The sequence below is a fragment of the Gemmatimonadaceae bacterium genome, assembly GCA_036273715.1.
Taxonomy (GTDB): Bacteria; Gemmatimonadota; Gemmatimonadetes; order Gemmatimonadales; family Gemmatimonadaceae; genus JADGGM01.
Genome location: DASUHB010000042.1, coordinates 1 through 15,873 on the forward strand (window position 1 = coordinate 1; position 15,873 = coordinate 15,873).

The following is a 15,873-nucleotide window of genomic DNA, read 5'->3' on the forward strand; positions in this document are numbered from 1 at the left end:
GCCGCGGCGGGATCCGTGCGCCCGATCTGGATCGCCCTCTGGAACGCCCTGGGCACGCTCGATCTGATCACGGCCGTCATGTTAGGCGTCACCTCCCAACCGGGCACGCCGTTCCACGTTTTCAGTGGATCGGCCGAGGTGATCACGACGTTGCCGTGGGTGTTGGTGCCGACACTCCTGGTGCCGGCGTACTTCCTCATGCACCTCTTGATCTTCCGCAAGCTGAGAGCGCCGCGAGCGGTGTCGACCGCCGCGCTGGCTGCGTAGATCAAAGCGCGTTCGCCGCGCCATCATCGAGTGCTTACCTGCTATGCAGGCAACAACTCGATGATGCGCGCGACGAACCGGTGAACACGTTCTCCGTCGCCTGCAACCTCAGGCCTGTGACACGCGCACGGCGAAACGGTTGCCGGACGTCGTTGTTCGCTCGCGAAGAGACCTATCCGTTCGTGCCGGTCGACCCTAGCTTTTGTTTGCACCGTGCAGTTCCACCGGTAACCGGGGACGAACGACATGCGCTACGCGAGAGTATCGAGGCTTCGCAGCTACTTCTGCTCGCTGTCAATTCTTGCGGCGACGGTTGCCCCACCGGCACTGCATGCGCAATCGCAGAATACTTCCGCGATCGGCACCAAGGTAACGGTCCGAATACTCGAGCGCGTGAATACGGGGAGCGATCCGGCTGGGAAGCAGTACCACGCGATGATCACCAGGTCGGTGGCGGAGGGAAACGGTGTCGCAATCGCGACCGGCGCGCACGCGACCGTCACGCTGGACAAAAACGGGACGGACTGGGTTGCGCACCTCTCGACCGTCGCGACTAACGGGCAGGCGGTTGTGGTCACCAGCAGTTTGGCCAGCGCGACCACCGCCGCGCACAACGACGCGAACGCGATGCACGCCATGGTCGGAGCACTGGGGAATCACGCGCCTGCCCCTGTCTCGGCGATCGCGACCGGCCAGCAAGTCCTCATGCCGCCGGGTACCACGTTGACGTTCCTCCTTGCCGCGTCGCCGGCGCCGAATTCCAGTGCGCCGGCAGCATCCGGCTCGTCGGCTTCCGCCCAACCGGCAGCGAACACGCCAGCAGCCGCGCCCGCTCCACCAGCGACGCCCGCTGCTGCAGCAGCTCCCGCATCAGGACAAGGCAGCTGGTACCTCTGCACGTTCTCCGGCTTCACGGCAAGCCGGCGGATCGTTTACGTCAGCCCGTATGTCCAGACGGTTGCGTTAGCACAGGCGGTTAACGCCGCATGGTTCAACTATGTGCGCCAGACCTATCCAGTCGACAAGCTCGGGTCCCAAAAGGCTGACTGTGAACCTGGCTCCTCGGATCCGCAGACGCGGGCATTTTCCGTGAGCTACGAGGACAAGATGTTGGCGGACGGTAAGACAGACGTCACCAACGTCAACTGGTCCTACGCGCCGGTCGAAGCGGCCACTCACGCAGTGACGGCGGCAGACACAGGGGCCGCGCCGCCGCCGGGAGAGTTTTACGTCTACTGCTATTCCGAGCAGTCCGCGCCCACGGTCTACTTCACCGGGATTTTCATAGGCAAACCAGACAGCCGCCGAAACCCACCCGATTTCGGGACGATCGCAAACGCCTACCTGTTGTTCCTCCAGCAGAAGTACTCCTTCAAGACCGCCTCCGGCGCGCAACCGAGGTGTGTTGGTCGGAGAAGCGCTGCCCCGCAAGGTCCGGGAAGCGAGGGGTATTACGAAGACCAATTCAAGAAATCGAACAAGCAGATCGTCGAGACCGGCTGGAAGTACGCGAAGTGATCGACTAATGCGCGCCGGCGGCCGCGCTCACCCTGTCGGCTCGCGGTGCCCGGAGCAGGCGGCGACAGAGTGCGCGCATGACGCGTGATCGCGCGGAGCTCGTTAGGCGGGGACTGCTACTCAACTATCTCACCATCGGTTACAACACGATGGAAGCCGTCATCGCCCTCGTCGCTGGTCTCGGTACGGGCAGCGCGGCGCTTGTCGGGTTTGGTTTCGACAGCGTGATCGAAGTTACCGCGAGCGGTGCCGCTCAGTGGCGCCTGCGCGCCGACGTCGCGCCCGAGAGGCGCGATCACGTCGAGCGGCGCACGCGTCGGATCGTCGCATGGTGCTTTCTCATGCTCGCTGTCTACGTCAGCGGTGACAGCGCCAAATCGCTCTGGCTGCGCGAACGACCTGCCCGCAGCATGCTCGGCATCGCGATTCTCGCACTCTCTGTCGTTGTGATGCCGATGCTCGCCCGAGCCAAATCGCGTGTCGCACGAGCGATGCGAATTGATACGCTGGAAAGCGAATCCCGGCAGACATCACTGTGCGCCTACTTGTCGGCCATCGCGCTCGGCGGGGTCGCGCTCAACGCGCTCGCCGGATGGTGGTGGGCCGATCCTGTTGCCGCGTTGCTCATGGTACCGATCATTGCTCGAGAGGGAGTCGGCGCATTGCGCGGCGACCGATGCAGCGACGACGCATGTGCGCCTCAAGGCCGATCATCTCCTGGTTAGCGAAACAACACCGTGGCGGATGCTTACCGCACGGCGCCCAACGCACGGGTGTCACAGCGTCGCGCCGCGGAGCAACTGCGCGTTGATCGCCACGATCACCGTGCTGAGCGACATGAGCGCCGCGCCAACCGCGGGCGACAGCACAACGCCAACCGGCGCCAGCAGTCCGGCCGCAAGCGGAATGGCAACCACGTTGTAGCCGGCCGCCCACCAGAGGTTCTGCACCATCTTGCGGTAGCTTGCGCGGCTCAATGCGATGACGCGCGGCACGTCGCGCGGATCGTTGCGCACGAGCACCACGTCGCCGGCCTCGACCGCGACATCGGTGCCGCCCCCGATTGCGATACCCACATCCGCTGTCGCCAGCGCCGGAGCATCGTTCACGCCGTCGCCAACCATGGCGACCCGCTTGCCCGCGCGTTTGAGCGACTCGACCCTGGCCGCTTTGTCGCCGGGTTGCACATCCGCAAACACCGTGCTGATCCCAAGCGTCGACGCGACCGCCTTCGCGACCGCCTCGACGTCTCCTGTCATCATGATGACATCGACACCGGCACCGCGCAGCGCATCGACCGCGGCTCGTGACTCCGGCCGCACCACATCGGCGACAGCCAACACGGCCACCGGCGATGCCTCCCGCACGAGGAAGATCGCGGTCTGGCCGCGTTCTCCTGCCCGCTGCGCCGCCGCGCCTAACGCTGGCGGCACGGCCACCGACAGCGCTCGCAGGAGCGCCGGGCCGCCCACGTACAGCTCACGGCCATCGACCGTCGCCCGGACATCCTGGCCGGGCAGCGCTTCGAACCCGGACGCCGGTGGTATCGTTAGGCCGCGCGCTTCCGCCGTTCGCACGATGCCGCGCCCGATCATATGCTCCGAGTCGCGCTCCACGGCGGCGGCGAAGCGGAGCGCGTCGTCCGCCGAGAACGCATCAATCGTCGCGATGTCCACGACGCCGAACTCGCCCCTGGTGAGCGTGCCGGTCTTGTCGAAGACTACCGTGTCGACCTTCCGCGCCTCCTCGAGCCCGCGGCGATCGCGAATGAGCAGGCCGCTCCGCGCGGGGCGCGGTGTAGCCGAGCGCGTGCGGCAGCATGTGTCCCCATGCGAGCGTCGGGAGCGTGAGGAGCAGCGAGACCCAGAACTTCCGGCGGAACATTGCCACGTCGTGGCCGGCGCGCCTGGCCTGGGTGGCATCGTGGCGCGCATGTTCTTCCGCCATCGCGTGGTGCCCGGCACGAGGACCGTGCTCGTGAGGGTTCATACCGGCTCCGCAGAACCAGAGAGTCGGCGCAACGCCACACGCCTAACTTCCCGTTCCTTCCAGATCGAGTAGATGGCCGGGATGACAATGAGCGTCAGCAGCGTGCTCGAGAGCATGCCGCCCACCATCGGCGCCGCAATGCGCTTCATCACATCCGCGCCGGTCCCCTGGCTCCACAGAATCGGCAAAAGGCCGGCGATGATTGCGGTCACCGTCATCATCAGCGGGCGAACCCGTAGCACCGTGCCTTCTTGCACCGCACCATCGAGGTCGCCGCGAGTTCCCAACCGTCCCTCCTCGCTGCGCGCACGGTAGGCATGGTCGAGGTAGATCAGCATGATGACGCCTGTTTCGGCCGTGACGCCGGCCAATGCGATGAATCCGACCGCCACCGCTACGCTCAGGTTGTAATGGAGCAACCACATGAGCCACACGCCACCCACGAGCGCGAACGGCAGCGAAAGCATCACGATGGCGCTCTCAGCGAGGCTGCCGAAGGTGGAGTACAACAGGAGGAAAATGATTGCCAGTGCGATGGGAATCACAATGCGCAACCGTTTTGCCGCGCGCTGCATGGACTCGAACTGCCCCGACCATTCGAGGCGATACCCGGGCGGAAGGTTCAGCTGTCGTTGGAGCACCTGCTTCGCATCCACGACATAGCTGCCCACGTCGCGCCCGCGCACATCCACGTAGACGATGTTGTTGAGATAGCCGCCTTCCGACTTGATGAGCGTGGGTCCTTTCACGATCGCAATTCGGGCGAGCTCGCCTAACAAAACCTGGGCGCCGCCTGGCGTCGCGACGAGCGTGTTGCCGATGGCCGCCGGGTCATCGCGCAGCGCGCGCGGGTACCGCACGAGCACACTGTAGCGTTCGCGCCCCTGAATCACCTGGCCTGCGTCCGCGCCACCGATCGCGGCGCTCGCGGCCATCAGCACGTCGCCCACGGTCATCCCGTATCGCGCGGCGGCGTCCCGGTCCGCGACGACGTCCACATACCGGCCGCCCTCGGTGCGTTCCGCGAACACGGAATTGGTGCCGGGTACCACCGGGAGCAACCCTTCGATCTCCTCGCCGATCTGTTGCAGCGTGTCGAGACTTGGCCCGAAGATCTTGATTCCGACTGGCGTCTTGATTCCAGATGCCAGCATGTCTGTGCGATTCTTGATCGGCATGGACCACATGTTCGCCACCCCGGGCGTGCGGACCGTGTGGTTCGCCTCGCTGACGATCGAATCGTAGGTGACTCCTGGCCGCCAGTCTTTCGTGTCCTTGAGGATCGCGATCGTCTCGATCATCGACATCGGTGCCATATCGGTGGCCGTTTCGGCGCGACCGATTTTGCCTAACACAGTGCGCACCTCGGGAATGCGGGCGAGCGCCGCATCGCGTTGCTCCAGGATGATCTTGGCTTGGCCGGTGCCGATACCGGGAAACAGGGACGGCATGTCCATGATGCTCCCCTCGTTCAAGGGCGGCATGAACTCGCTGCCGAGTCGCGACCACGGAAGGATCGTGATGAGAAGCACCATGCCCGCGACACCGATGACCGGCCACCGGTGCCGAAGCACGAACGTGATGACCGGCCGGTAAACGCGGATGAAAAGGCGGTTGACGGGATTCGCGGACTCGGGCCTTACGCGGCGGCGAATGAAGAGGCCCATGAGCACGGGCACGAGCGTGATCGAAAGGAGCGCCGCGCTGCCCATCGACAGGGTCTTGGTCCAGGCGAGAGGCTTGAAGAGCCGCCCCTCCTGGTCCTGGAGCGCGAAGACCGGAACGAACGACACCGTGATGATCAGCAGTGAGATGAAGAGCGCCGGGCCGACTTCCTTCACCGAGTCGAGCACGAGGTCCCAGTGCGTGCGCGGGTGTTCCGCGTGCGCATTTCGCTCCATGTGCTTGTGCAGATTTTCCACCATCACGATCGCGGCATCGATCATGACACCGATCGCGATGGCGATGCCGCCCAGGCTCATGATGTTCGCATTGAGCCCCAGGAGCCGCATGGCGAGCAGTGCCATGAGCACGCCTAACGGAAGCGTCAGAATCGCGACCAGGGCGCTCGACGCATCGAGCAGGAAAATTACCGTGACCGCGGCGACGATGAGCGACTCTTCGATCAGCTTGCTCTTGAGCGTCGCGATCGCCCGTTCGATGAGCCCCGAACGATCGTAGCCCTCGACGAACACGACGCCTTTGGGGAGCGACGCCTGGACGGCAGCCATCCTGCGCTTCACGCGATTGATCACGGCCAGCGGATTCTCGCCGTAGCGCATCACCACCCAGCCGGTAACGATTTCGCCCTTGCCGTCCAGATCCGCGATTCCGCGCCGAATCTCCGGCCCGAGCTGCACCGTCGCCACGTTTCCTACCGTGATGGGCGAACCGCCCGAGCCCGTACCGAGCGCGATCTTCCGGATGTCATCGAGGTTCGTGAAGCGGCCCTTGCCGCGCACCACGTACTCCGCTCCCCCCATCTCGAGCACGCGTCCACCCACGTCTTCGTTCGACGCGCGGACCGTCTGGACGACCCGCTCCAAGGGGATGTTGTACGCCAGCAACTTCGCCGGGTCGACGACCACCTGATACTGCTTCTCGAATCCGCCTAACGAGGCGATCTCGGCTACGCCGGGGACGGCGGCGAGCGCCGGGCGGACGGTCCAGTCCTGGAGGCTCCTCAGTTCCGCCAGGTTGAGCCGACCGGTGGTGTCGGCCAGAATGTACTGCATCACCCAGCCGACGCCGGTGGCATCGGGGCCTAACGTCGTGACGGCTCCCTGCGGCAGCTTGGCGCGAATCGAGCTCAGATACTCGAGCACGCGCGAGCGCGCCCAGTAGAGATCGGTCCCGTCATCGAACACCACGTACACCGCCGAGAGTCCGAATTGGCTCATGCCGCGCACGATCTTGGTGTGCGGCACTTTGAGCATCTCCGTCTCCAGCGGGTAGGTCACTTGATCCTCGACCAGCTGCGGTCCCTGGCCCGGCCACTCGGTCATGATGATGACCTGCACGTCGGAGAGATCCGGGATCGCGTCCACCGGTGTGCTGAGCAGCGCCCAGATGCCGGCGACGATTACCGCCGCCGTCGCGAGCAGGACCGCGAATTTGTGGCCCACCGACCACTCGATGATGCGTGTGAGCATGATCTTCTACCTCCGCGGGACAGAGGTGGATGACGGAGGCGTCATTCCCTTCATTCCTTTCATCGGGGCGCCCTTCGCGTTCATTTGCGACGCTCCATGGCCCGACATGTCCATGCCCGGCATGCTTTGCGCACGCCCAACGTCGGACATGTTCATCTGGGCCATCATGCTCTTCATCACCTCGGCCAGGTTGGACTCGGAGTCGAGGAGGAACTGCGCCGACGTGACGACGCGCTGTCCCGGCTCGAGTCCGGAGAGCACCTCCGTATAGTCGCCGGCGGTGCGGCCGGTTTCGACGTCGTGCGGTACGAAGCGTCCGTCGCCCAGGTCCAGGAACACGAGTTCTCGTTCGCCCGTATTGACGATGGCCGTGGTCGGGACGGTGAGCGCGCGGCGCGACGGCGTGGCGAGAGAGACGGTGGCGTACATGCCCGGCTTGAGGAGGCCGCTTGAGTTAGGCACCTGAACCCGAGCATGAATGGTTCGTGCGACCGAGTCGATGGTCGGATAGACGTAGCCGACGCGGCCGGTGAAGGGCCGTCCGGGAAATGACGTCAGGTCGATCGTCGCCGCCGAGCCAGGCCTAACGAGGGCGGCGTCCCCCTGGCGGATGGCCACGTCGATCCACACCGTGGACAAGTCGGCGATTTGGTACAGCGCCATGCCGGGCTGGATGGCTTGTCCCTGTACGATGTTCTTGGCGATCACCACACCCGGTGCCGGCGCATATAAGGTGAGCGCGCGCTGGACCGTGCCCGTCTTCAGGACGGAGTCGATCTGCGCATCGGAAATGTCCCAGAGCGACAACCGTTGCCTCGCCGCCGCGAGGAGATCGAAGCCCGTGCCCGGCACGCCGGGCACGGTGTCGCCGCCTGCCGCGCGTGCGAGGCGTCCGGCGACGAGGAGGTCCTCCTCCGCGGCGAGGATCTCCGGCGAGTAGATCGTGGCCAGCGGCTCGCCTTGCCTAACCGCCTGTCCGGTGGTGTTGACGAACAGGTGCTCCACGTACCCGCCAAACTTCGGCGTGATCTGTGTCAGCTTCCGCTCGTCGAACGTGACGGTGCCCACGGTGCGAACGCGGTTGTCGAGACGTCGTACCGCGACGGCACCGAAAGTCACGCCGAATTGCCGGACCTGGTTGGCCGTGAACGTCACGGCCGCGCCCGATGTCGCCGTGTCTCCGCCGGACATGCCTTGCATGCCCTGCATCCCACCCATCGCCGTTTTGGTGGCCGCCGGCGCGGGCGTCGCAACCCGAGCGCCGCGGTAGCGTGCCACGCCGGCCCACACGGCCGCGACGAGGGCGACGGCCGCGATGCCTACCCACAAGCCGCGCCGGAGCGTGCGACGGTGACCTGACGATGCCGATGTCGTGCGCGCGTCTGACTCGCCGCCCGTCGGCCAATCGTTGTTGGAGGTCATTTGACCACCTCCGCGCCAACCACGCTCTCGAGCTGGGCGATGGTCGTCGCGAAATCCGTGAGCGCGCGTGCGTAGGCCGTTTCCTCGGTGAAGAGCATGGCCTGCGCATCGACGAGCGACGGAAAGTCGATCCGACCCACGTCGTAACTGGCCGTCGCCGATGCCAGCGCGGCGCGTGCTTCGGGCAACACCGCCTTGAGCGACAGCGCGAGCTCGGTTCGTTCGCGTTGGGCATCTGCTGCCAGCGATGCGATCTGACCGCGGATCGTGTTCACCTGCGCCACATGCTCCGCATGCAGCGCGTCGAGCTCGGCGCGGGCCTCATCGACCTCTTGATCCTGCTTGCGCCCGTGTTGCAGGCGAAGCGGTACAGACACGAAAAACGAGACGTAATCGGAGAAGTGCGGACGTTGATCGTACTCGAGCGAAACGTCGAAATCCGGCAAGTGCGCCTTCTCGGCGAGCGCGAGCCGTCGCTCCTGCGCCGCGATCCGTGCGTCGTGCGCGCGGAGCATCGGGCTGTGCGACAGTGCTAACGCGGTGAGCGAATCGATGCCGAGCATCGGCGAGTTCGCCGGCGCGGCGCCGAGCGCCGTCGACGTGAAGTGCACGTGCTCGGCGGAGTCGGCAACCGCGAGTCCGGCGATGCGCGGCGGAACGGCCGCGGAGTCGACCGGCGTGTCGCTCGGGCGATCGAGCAGTGCGTTGAGCCGGGCAAGCGCGGCGCGCTCCTCAGCGTCGAGGGCAGCTTCCTGATCGCCCAGGTGAGCCGCTTCGATGCGCGCCCGGAGCGCATCGCTCTGCGTCGCGGTGCCAACTTGATAGCGAGCTTGCGAGATCGCGACCAGGCTCGCCAGGACGGTAGAATTCCGTTGCACGATGTCCCGCGCACGGCGCACGAACGCCAGTTCGTAGTACGCAGTCTTCACGTCTCGCACCACGTCGAGCCTGGCCTGATCGAGGGTGGCGCTTGCCGCCGACTCGTCGTCGTGCGCCGCCTGTGTCGCGAGCGTGAGCTTTCCCGGATACGGCAGGGTCTGCGTTAGGCGAACCATGTTCATGGTGAAGTTGTCGCCGTACCCGGCCCGCTGATACGGGAAGTCGAGGACGCCGGCCATCAACATGGGATCTGGGCGGGCGCCCGCCGGCCCGATCCGCGCTCGAGCGGCGGTTAGGCGATGGGCGGCGGCCGCGACGTGCGGGCTGTTGGCCAGCGCGAGTGCGAGCAACGAATCCAAATCGGCGGCGCGGTGCACAACAGGCTGCAGTCCGTGCTGCTGCAGGCCCGGCCGCCCCATCTGTGCGTGCGCAGTAGCGCACCACAGCAACGCGCCGACCGCGAACGATGCGGCGGTCGCGAACCGAATTGTGCGTGAGATCAATACAGGGGTCATGAGAGTCCACGGTGAAGGCCGCGCCACCGTCGACAGCGAGTCGACGCGGCGAGATGCAGCCCGCGCGCGCCGCCGATGGAGGCGCAGCGCTATGCGGACGGCGGGTACGATTGTGTGGAGACCCTAGACCCTGGGCGGCGGCAGCTCGGGAACGACGTTCCGCGCTGGAGGCGTGAGAACGACTAACGCATTGGCGTCGTGTCGAGGCGCGGTTTGCGTGGTGAACGCAACCCGTGGCGCCTTGTCGACTGCCGGCGAGCACGGCGTGAGGCCATGGCATCCATCAGGCGCCCACGGAAACCGACACGGTGCACTACGCTGGCCGGAACCAGACGGTCCCGACATGTCGTTGGGCATGGACGTCGAGGCCGGCCCCGCCATGTGCATGCCTGGCATCGCGGAGGACGCGGATGCCATTTGGGCAAGCATCGGGCAAACGAGGCCGCTCCCCAGCACGACGAGCTGGGCCATGAGGAGGAGTGTAAAGATGGCCGTGATTCGAAAGCGTGGTCTCATCTTGGCCCGAGCCGTGAGCAGCAGCGACCCGCCCAATATAACTCGGCGTTGAGGCGTCGTGAGCCTGGTGATGGTTCCGGTTGTCCTTGATTGGATACTATGGATTAGTTGGATCGCGATGCAACGGCCCGATCCCGCATTCGATCAAAAAAACCGCGTCCGCGCGCTCTACCGTCCGTGCCAGCCGCGGGCGGCGGTAATCTGTTTTGACGAGTGGGGGTCGCTCGAAGTGCGACCGATTGGCGGCGTGACCTGGGCGCAGCACGGCCGGCCGCACCGAGTGCGCGCCACCCATCATCGCACCCAAGGGAAGGATTCAAGAGCCCCTTTGGCCCTTGCCGCGTTCGTTAGGCGGCCGCTACGCGAGTGGATTCAGCGTCAGCCGGCGCGGGGCAGCGGCGCCAGTTTGGCAATCTGCCTCGCATCCTTCGACCGGAGCGCGTGCCACAGGTCCCAATCGGACTGTAGCCCGAGCCAGAAATCGGCGCTCATCCGGGTCACCTGCGCCAGGCGCAGCGCCGTGTCGGGAGTGACCGCACGCTTGCCGCGAATGATTTCATTCAAGCGAGGAAAAGAGACGCCCAAGCGAATCGCGAAGGCCGACTGCGAGATGCCAAGCGGCTTGAGAAACTCTTCGAGCAGCATTTCGCCAGGCGCGGTCGGCGGTCGATTGGTGGGCAGTCGCCGCTGGACGAGCGAGCGTGACGTGCCCGTGGCGCGCTTAGTGGTAGTCCGTGACTTCGACTTCGTCGGCATAGCCCGCCTCCCAGCGGAAACAAACGCGGTATTGCTGGTTGATACGAATACTGTGCTGCCCTTTCCGAAAGCCCGTGAGCGCCTCGAGCCGGTTGCCGGGCGGCACCGCCAGCTCGCGCAGATCGCGAACGCGGTTGAGTTGGGTGAGCTTGCGCCGCACGACGGGCCAGAGGTCGTGTGGACACGCCGCCCGCGCTCGCCGGCTATTCACCCCGTTAAACAGGTCCTCCGTGGCCGCATCCGCGAACGAGCGTATCACGCCATATATTATAACGGATGGCGTATAGGCCGGCCAGGTCAAGATGCCTGTTGCTATCGAACGCATATGAGGCCGAGTCGATTCGGCCGCACGGCAGGTCGAGCCTGTCGCTCGGTTCGGAGCGAAATCAAGGTCGACCTCGCGGCGGTCCTACTCGGCTCCGGCATTCGACTCTTCGAGCACCTCGACGGCACGCGAGCGGTCCTTGGCAATCCGCGCTCATCGCCGGCGTCGGCGTGACACACCTGGGTGTCGGCTGCCCGAGCCCTAGATACGGAAGCAGAGAGCGCCTAACGCTGCCGCCAGCGCCCCGTACGCGCTCTCCGCGAGTGCGTCGTGCACCGGCGGCCCGCTCGAGCTTTGCCGACGGCCTTGCGCCGGGCACAGTCGCTGGCATATTCGAGTCACGCATGTCGGCGTCCGTAACCCTGGACTGGAGCCAACCGTCGTGTGCCAAATACAGCGTGCAGCCTCTGCCGGACGCCTCGTCCGCCTGGCGTTCTTTTTCGTTGCGATGGCCTGCGTTGGGGCGCCCGGTGTGCAGGCGCAGGCTGCCGCCGGTGCGGCGGCGCCGGGCCAAGTGTGGTGGATGCGCAGGTTTCAGGACCCGAAAGACCCGGCGAAGCCGGCGCTCGGCAGCCGCATGTATTACGCGCTCTTTCCGGCGGACGCAGGGGCGAACGGGCCTAACGGGATCACCAGCCGCTTCAACGCGTACGTTCAGCAGAAGTATCCGATCCACGCCGATGTGAGCGGGGGCAAGGGATTCTGCGTGAGAGTCTCCAACGACGCTGCTTCCCGCGAGAACAGCATGAACATGTTTCTCAAGCAGTGGGCAGCGAGCAACATCGAGAGCATCAACACCAACTGGACCAACCAGTAGCGCGCCAATCGGAACGAGAGCGAACGCAACGCCAATGGAGATGCCGAATGCGACCGTGAACGTTCCAGCGTTAGTCAGCACGCTGTCGTTTGCGATTGTGCTTCTTGCTCCTGTCCCGGCCCCCGCCGGTAGCGTCGGCCCCGTCACGGTCATCGAGAAACTGCAGTTCGAACCCGCCGCCAACTGCGTCGAACCCAAACCATTTCACCGAGTACGTGACGGCCGTCTTCGAGGCGCCGCTCGAGACGTTGGGCACGGTCCCGGGAGTCGAGGGCGCGTTCGCCGCGTACCTGCAGTCGACGGATCACTATGTGAGAGCCGCTATTACCTGCGAGCCCATCTGGACGCCAGAAGTCCGGGCTGTTCCCTAACGCCGCGCTGCGAGATAGTCGCCCGGCCGTTGGACTAGGACACCCGCGATGCGTCTCCCGTAGTACCGGCCAAAGTTCGCTCGATCGCCTGTGAGCAAGTGCGTGGCCTCTGCTGCGATCGCCGCCAGAAGTATGGGGAGATCCTTCTCCGGAAGTGCGACGCCGGTTGGCGGATGGATGCCGCTAATATCGGGTACGATTTCGAGCGCCGACACCAGCTCGTGAAGGCGCGTACGCGGGGCTCCATCATCCAGATTTCGGTTCGCCTCCTCGATCGCGTACGGTGAGCTCATGAGAGCGATGTTGGTCGCGCCCCAGAGTCCTTCGAGCCCGCTCCCTTGGCGATAAGCCGCCGAGAAGAGCACGTTCGCATCGAGGAATACGCGATCAGACTCGACGCGAGACCCCGATGCGGTTGTTGGTGCACGAGCGATCACCGGCGTGGCGGCTTTCGCGCTCGCTGTGATTTCCGTTCGCGCGGCGGTCGCCCGTGTGGAACGCGCGCTGGATCGAGTCCCATTCGACGAACAGCTTCCCTGGCGCCTGCGTAGTCGCCGGCATCCACAGCGTTTTCCATGAGAAACGCGGCCTTGCGTTCCGGGGAGTACGTCTCGGTCGCAATCGCGATGGCGGGTCGAATGAGGATGCCGTCAGGCCGCTCCTCCGCGATGATGAGGGCGCCCTCGTCCAAGCCGAATCGGCGGCGAAGTCTCGCCGGAATGACCAGCGTTCCGCGCTTCCCTACACGTCCGGTCTCGGATCCAGCCACAATGCCTCCCGGTTTCAGATAGTCAGATAATCTGAATCTCGTCGATTCGGATTATAGGCGCAAGCCACCACGCAGGCGCCTGGGTGAACCGGGAAGGGAACCTGCACCCATGGCGTCCGCCCGCGCCGACCGCCAATATTGAGAGCCGTTTCTCAATCGGGCACGTCCGTTTTCCTCGGCCTGCGACTCCCGTTGGTGTGGCGATGAGATGCAATACCGCACTCGGTAAGGCGGACTGATTTGCCCCGCGCGCCGATGACTCCCTCTGGGGTTGACGACGGGGACCCACACCTTCCCACCGTCGTCGGCATCGGCGCATCGGCGGGCGGGCTGGCGGCCTTCCAGGAATTGCTCGCCAACCTGCCGGCAACCACCGGCATGGCATACGGACTCGTCCAGCACCTCGATCCGTCCCACGAGAGCTTCCTCCCCGACATCCTCGCCAGAACGAGTCAGATTCCGATCGTCACGGCCAGAGAAGGCCTCCTCGTCGAGCCCGATCACGCCTACGTGATTCCGCCCGGCACGGTCATGACACTCGCGGACGGCCATCTGAGCCTCGAGAGCCGGAAACGAGACAAGCTTCCACATCCGATCGATGCCTTTTTCGAGTCGCTCGCGGACGTGGCGGGCAGCTCGGCGATCGGCGTCGTCCTTTCGGGAACCGGGGCCGACGGCGCCCGCGGCATCGATGCGGTGAAAGAGGCGGGGGGCATCACGTTCGCGCAGGAGTTCTCCTCTGCGCAACACGATGCCATGCCCCGCGCCGCCGTCGGGACAGGCTCCGTGGATTTTGTCCTCTCGCCGGCGGACATCGCGGCGCATCTCGCGCGAATAGCCTCGCATCCGCTGCTGCATCCGGTTCCTCAGCCAGTCGGCAAGGAAACGCCATCGGTCGGGATCAATCCGCTCGCGCGCGTCCTCGATGTCGTTCGCGCCCGGTCTCGCATCGACTTCATTGGGCTATAAGCGCGGAACCATGCAGCGGCGCGTCCTCCGGCGAATGTTGTTCCGCAAGGTCGACACGCTCGCCGAGTATCTCGAGCTACTCCGCCGCGATCCGGAGGAAGTCGTCGCGTTGAGGCGCGATCTCCTGATCAACGTGACGCGATTCTTTCGCAATCCAGCGGCCTTCGAAGCCCTGACGCGAGTCGCGTTCCCGGGATTGATCGAGGGCCTGAGCGCGGACGAAGCGATTCGGGTGTGGGTCCCGGGCTGTGCAACTGGAGAGGAGACATATTCGATCGCGATATGTCTCACGGAATATCTCGCACAGGCGAACCGCTCCAACCCGATTCAAGTTTTTGGCACCGACCTGAGCGAGGAGGCGATATCGGTGGCTCGGCGCGGCGTCTATTCGGCAACGATCGAGACCGACGTGTCGCGCGAGCGACTCGATCGGTTCTTCACACATCACGAGCACCAATATCGCGTCAATCCGGAGGTACGGACGTCGTGCACGTTCGCGCGACAGGACGTGACGAGGGATCCTCCGCTCGGGCACCTTCATCTCGTGAGCTGCCGCAACGTCCTCATCTACTTTCAACCGGAGCTCCAGGCCCGGACGCTGTCGATCATCCACTACGCACTGAATCCGAACGGCATGCTGTTCCTTGGTCCGTCGGAGTCCGTCGGCGCGGCGCAGACGCTGTTTGCGACCGTGGACAAGCGACACCACCTGTACGCACGCCGCGCGCATTCGGTATCGACAGTGCTCGTCGCAAGATCTCCGACGCGGGATCACGAGACGAGCGCCCAACGCGTCGGTGCCACCAGACCCGATCCCGGAGCCGAGAGCCCCGTCGAGGGTGACGGCACGCGCCGCGGCGGGCACGTGGGGCCTCACGCGCCGTCGCAAGCGGCCCGAGCGCCTAACCGGCGCCGTCGGCCGTCTGCCCAACGCAAGGGCGATGATGTCGTGGAGCCGGCTCCCAAAGGGTCGCGGAAGCGGCCGACTGTCGCGTCGCTCGAGAAAGAGCTCGCGACGTTGAAGCTCCGGTTGCAATCCATCGTCGAAGAACACGACTCGGAAATCGAGGAGTTGCGCGCCGCAGATGAAGAAATTCAGTCGAGCAACGAAGAGTTGCAGAGCACCGCGGAGGAGCTCGAGACCGCGAAAGAGGAACTCCAATCGATCAACGAAGAGCTCACCACCGTCAACGATGAGCTCCAGGATCGAAATGGGCTGTTGAACGCGCTGAACGATGATTTGAACAACGTCGCCGCAAGCATCCGGACGCCGGTCGTGATCGTGACGTTGGATCAGCGCATCCGGCGATATACGGCCGGCGCCGAACGGCTGATGAACCTGATCCCATCGGACGTCGGCCGGCCGATCGCCGATCTTCGCTCGACCCTCGACTCCACGATCCTCTCGTCGATGATCTCGGAGGCCATCGACTCGTTGCGCGTGAACGAGACCGACGTTCAAGATCGCACCGGACATTGGTACTCCATGGTCGTCCGTCCGTACAAGACGAGTGACCAGAGGATCGATGGCGCCGTGATCGTGTTCCACGACATCGATGCACGAAAGGGCGCGGCGATGGCTGCTGACGTTGCGCGGAAAGACGCGGT

The 15,873-nt window shown here is 65.0% G+C and carries 14 protein-coding genes; 6 read left to right on the plus strand and 8 right to left on the minus strand.

Translation table 11 applies throughout. The features are described from left to right. From VFW04_09900 to VFW04_09910, 3 genes are all read left to right on the plus strand, one after another. On the plus strand, nt 1-267 hold a 267-nt coding region (locus tag VFW04_09900; protein ID HEX5179633.1), incomplete at its 5' end, for a hypothetical protein. A 246-nt stretch (nt 268-513) separates the two neighbouring features. Further along, on the plus strand, nt 514-1,785 hold the full coding sequence (locus tag VFW04_09905) for a hypothetical protein (protein ID HEX5179634.1): 1,272 nt from the start codon (nt 514-516) through the stop codon (nt 1,783-1,785). 77 nt (nt 1,786-1,862) lie between these two features. After that, nucleotides 1,863-2,510: a cation transporter gene (locus VFW04_09910; protein HEX5179635.1), complete on the plus strand. Its 648-nt coding sequence runs from the start codon at nt 1,863-1,865 to the stop codon at nt 2,508-2,510. 51 nt (nt 2,511-2,561) lie between these two features. On the opposite strand, the gene VFW04_09915 is transcribed toward VFW04_09910, so the two are convergent. From VFW04_09915 to VFW04_09940, 6 genes are all read right to left on the minus strand, one after another. Next, nucleotides 2,562-3,719, minus strand: coding sequence for a heavy metal translocating P-type ATPase (locus tag VFW04_09915; GenBank protein HEX5179636.1), 1,158 nt, complete (start codon nt 3,717-3,719; stop codon nt 2,562-2,564). 51 nt (nt 3,720-3,770) lie between these two features. After that, a complete protein-coding gene (locus VFW04_09920; protein HEX5179637.1) occupies nt 3,771-6,926 on the minus strand; it encodes a CusA/CzcA family heavy metal efflux RND transporter in 3,156 nt (1,051 codons plus the stop codon). Between the two features lie 6 nt (nt 6,927-6,932). After that, nucleotides 6,933-8,348: an efflux RND transporter periplasmic adaptor subunit gene (locus VFW04_09925; GenBank protein ID HEX5179638.1), complete on the minus strand. Its 1,416-nt coding sequence runs from the start codon at nt 8,346-8,348 to the stop codon at nt 6,933-6,935. Beyond that, entirely contained in the window at nt 8,345-9,742 is a 1,398-nt protein-coding gene (locus tag VFW04_09930; protein ID HEX5179639.1) for a TolC family protein, read from the minus strand. The genes VFW04_09925 and VFW04_09930 overlap by 4 nt, the downstream gene beginning before the upstream one ends. A gap of 894 nt (nt 9,743-10,636) precedes the next feature. After that, complete coding sequence (locus tag VFW04_09935; GenBank protein HEX5179640.1) at nt 10,637-11,014, minus strand: HigA family addiction module antitoxin; 378 nt, start codon at nt 11,012-11,014, stop codon at nt 10,637-10,639. After that, the gene (locus tag VFW04_09940; protein HEX5179641.1) at nt 10,980-11,339 is read right to left on the minus strand and encodes a type II toxin-antitoxin system RelE/ParE family toxin; all 360 of its coding nucleotides are present in this window, start codon (nt 11,337-11,339) and stop codon (nt 10,980-10,982) included. The genes VFW04_09935 and VFW04_09940 overlap by 35 nt, the downstream gene beginning before the upstream one ends. Before the next feature lie 382 nt (nt 11,340-11,721). On the opposite strand from VFW04_09940, the gene VFW04_09945 reads away from it, so the two are divergent. Further along, nucleotides 11,722-12,156 carry a hypothetical protein gene (locus tag VFW04_09945; GenBank protein HEX5179642.1) on the plus strand — a complete coding sequence of 145 codons (435 nt, stop codon included), beginning with the start codon at nt 11,722-11,724 and terminating at the stop codon, nt 12,154-12,156. A gap of 367 nt (nt 12,157-12,523) precedes the next feature. On the opposite strand, the gene VFW04_09950 is transcribed toward VFW04_09945, so the two are convergent. Then, nucleotides 12,524-12,820, minus strand: coding sequence for a hypothetical protein (locus tag VFW04_09950; GenBank protein HEX5179643.1), 297 nt, complete (start codon nt 12,818-12,820; stop codon nt 12,524-12,526). A gap of 94 nt (nt 12,821-12,914) precedes the next feature. Continuing rightward, complete coding sequence (locus VFW04_09955) at nt 12,915-13,088, minus strand: hypothetical protein (GenBank protein HEX5179644.1); 174 nt, start codon at nt 13,086-13,088, stop codon at nt 12,915-12,917. Nucleotides 13,089-13,551: 463 nt separating this feature from the next. On the opposite strand from VFW04_09955, the gene VFW04_09960 reads away from it, so the two are divergent. Further along, entirely contained in the window at nt 13,552-14,265 is a 714-nt protein-coding gene (locus tag VFW04_09960) for a chemotaxis protein CheB (GenBank protein HEX5179645.1), read from the plus strand. Between the two features lie 10 nt (nt 14,266-14,275). Continuing rightward, nucleotides 14,276-15,873: CheR family methyltransferase (locus VFW04_09965; GenBank protein ID HEX5179646.1), on the plus strand; the 1,598-nt coding region annotated here is incomplete at its 3' end.

What these genes read in the sequence shown, in the direction of transcription:
- VFW04_09950 (HEX5179643.1), bottom strand. Translation starts at nt 12,820, where the DNA reads ATGAGCTCACCGTACGCGATCGAGGAGGCGAACCGAAATCTGGATGAT.
- VFW04_09960 (HEX5179645.1), top strand. Translation starts at nt 13,552, where the DNA reads ATGACTCCCTCTGGGGTTGACGACGGGGACCCACACCTTCCCACCGTC.
- VFW04_09935 (HEX5179640.1), bottom strand. Translation starts at nt 11,014, where the DNA reads ATGCCGACGAAGTCGAAGTCACGGACTACCACTAAGCGCGCCACGGGC.
- VFW04_09910 (HEX5179635.1), top strand. Translation starts at nt 1,863, where the DNA reads ATGACGCGTGATCGCGCGGAGCTCGTTAGGCGGGGACTGCTACTCAAC.
- VFW04_09920 (HEX5179637.1), bottom strand. Translation starts at nt 6,926, where the DNA reads ATGCTCACACGCATCATCGAGTGGTCGGTGGGCCACAAATTCGCGGTC.
- VFW04_09915 (HEX5179636.1), bottom strand. Translation starts at nt 3,719, where the DNA reads ATGCGCGCCACGATGCCACCCAGGCCAGGCGCGCCGGCCACGACGTGG.
- VFW04_09930 (HEX5179639.1), bottom strand. Translation starts at nt 9,742, where the DNA reads ATGACCCCTGTATTGATCTCACGCACAATTCGGTTCGCGACCGCCGCA.
- VFW04_09905 (HEX5179634.1), top strand. Translation starts at nt 514, where the DNA reads ATGCGCTACGCGAGAGTATCGAGGCTTCGCAGCTACTTCTGCTCGCTG.
- VFW04_09940 (HEX5179641.1), bottom strand. Translation starts at nt 11,339, where the DNA reads ATGCGTTCGATAGCAACAGGCATCTTGACCTGGCCGGCCTATACGCCA.
- VFW04_09925 (HEX5179638.1), bottom strand. Translation starts at nt 8,348, where the DNA reads ATGACCTCCAACAACGATTGGCCGACGGGCGGCGAGTCAGACGCGCGC.
- VFW04_09955 (HEX5179644.1), bottom strand. Translation starts at nt 13,088, where the DNA reads ATGCCGGCGACTACGCAGGCGCCAGGGAAGCTGTTCGTCGAATGGGAC.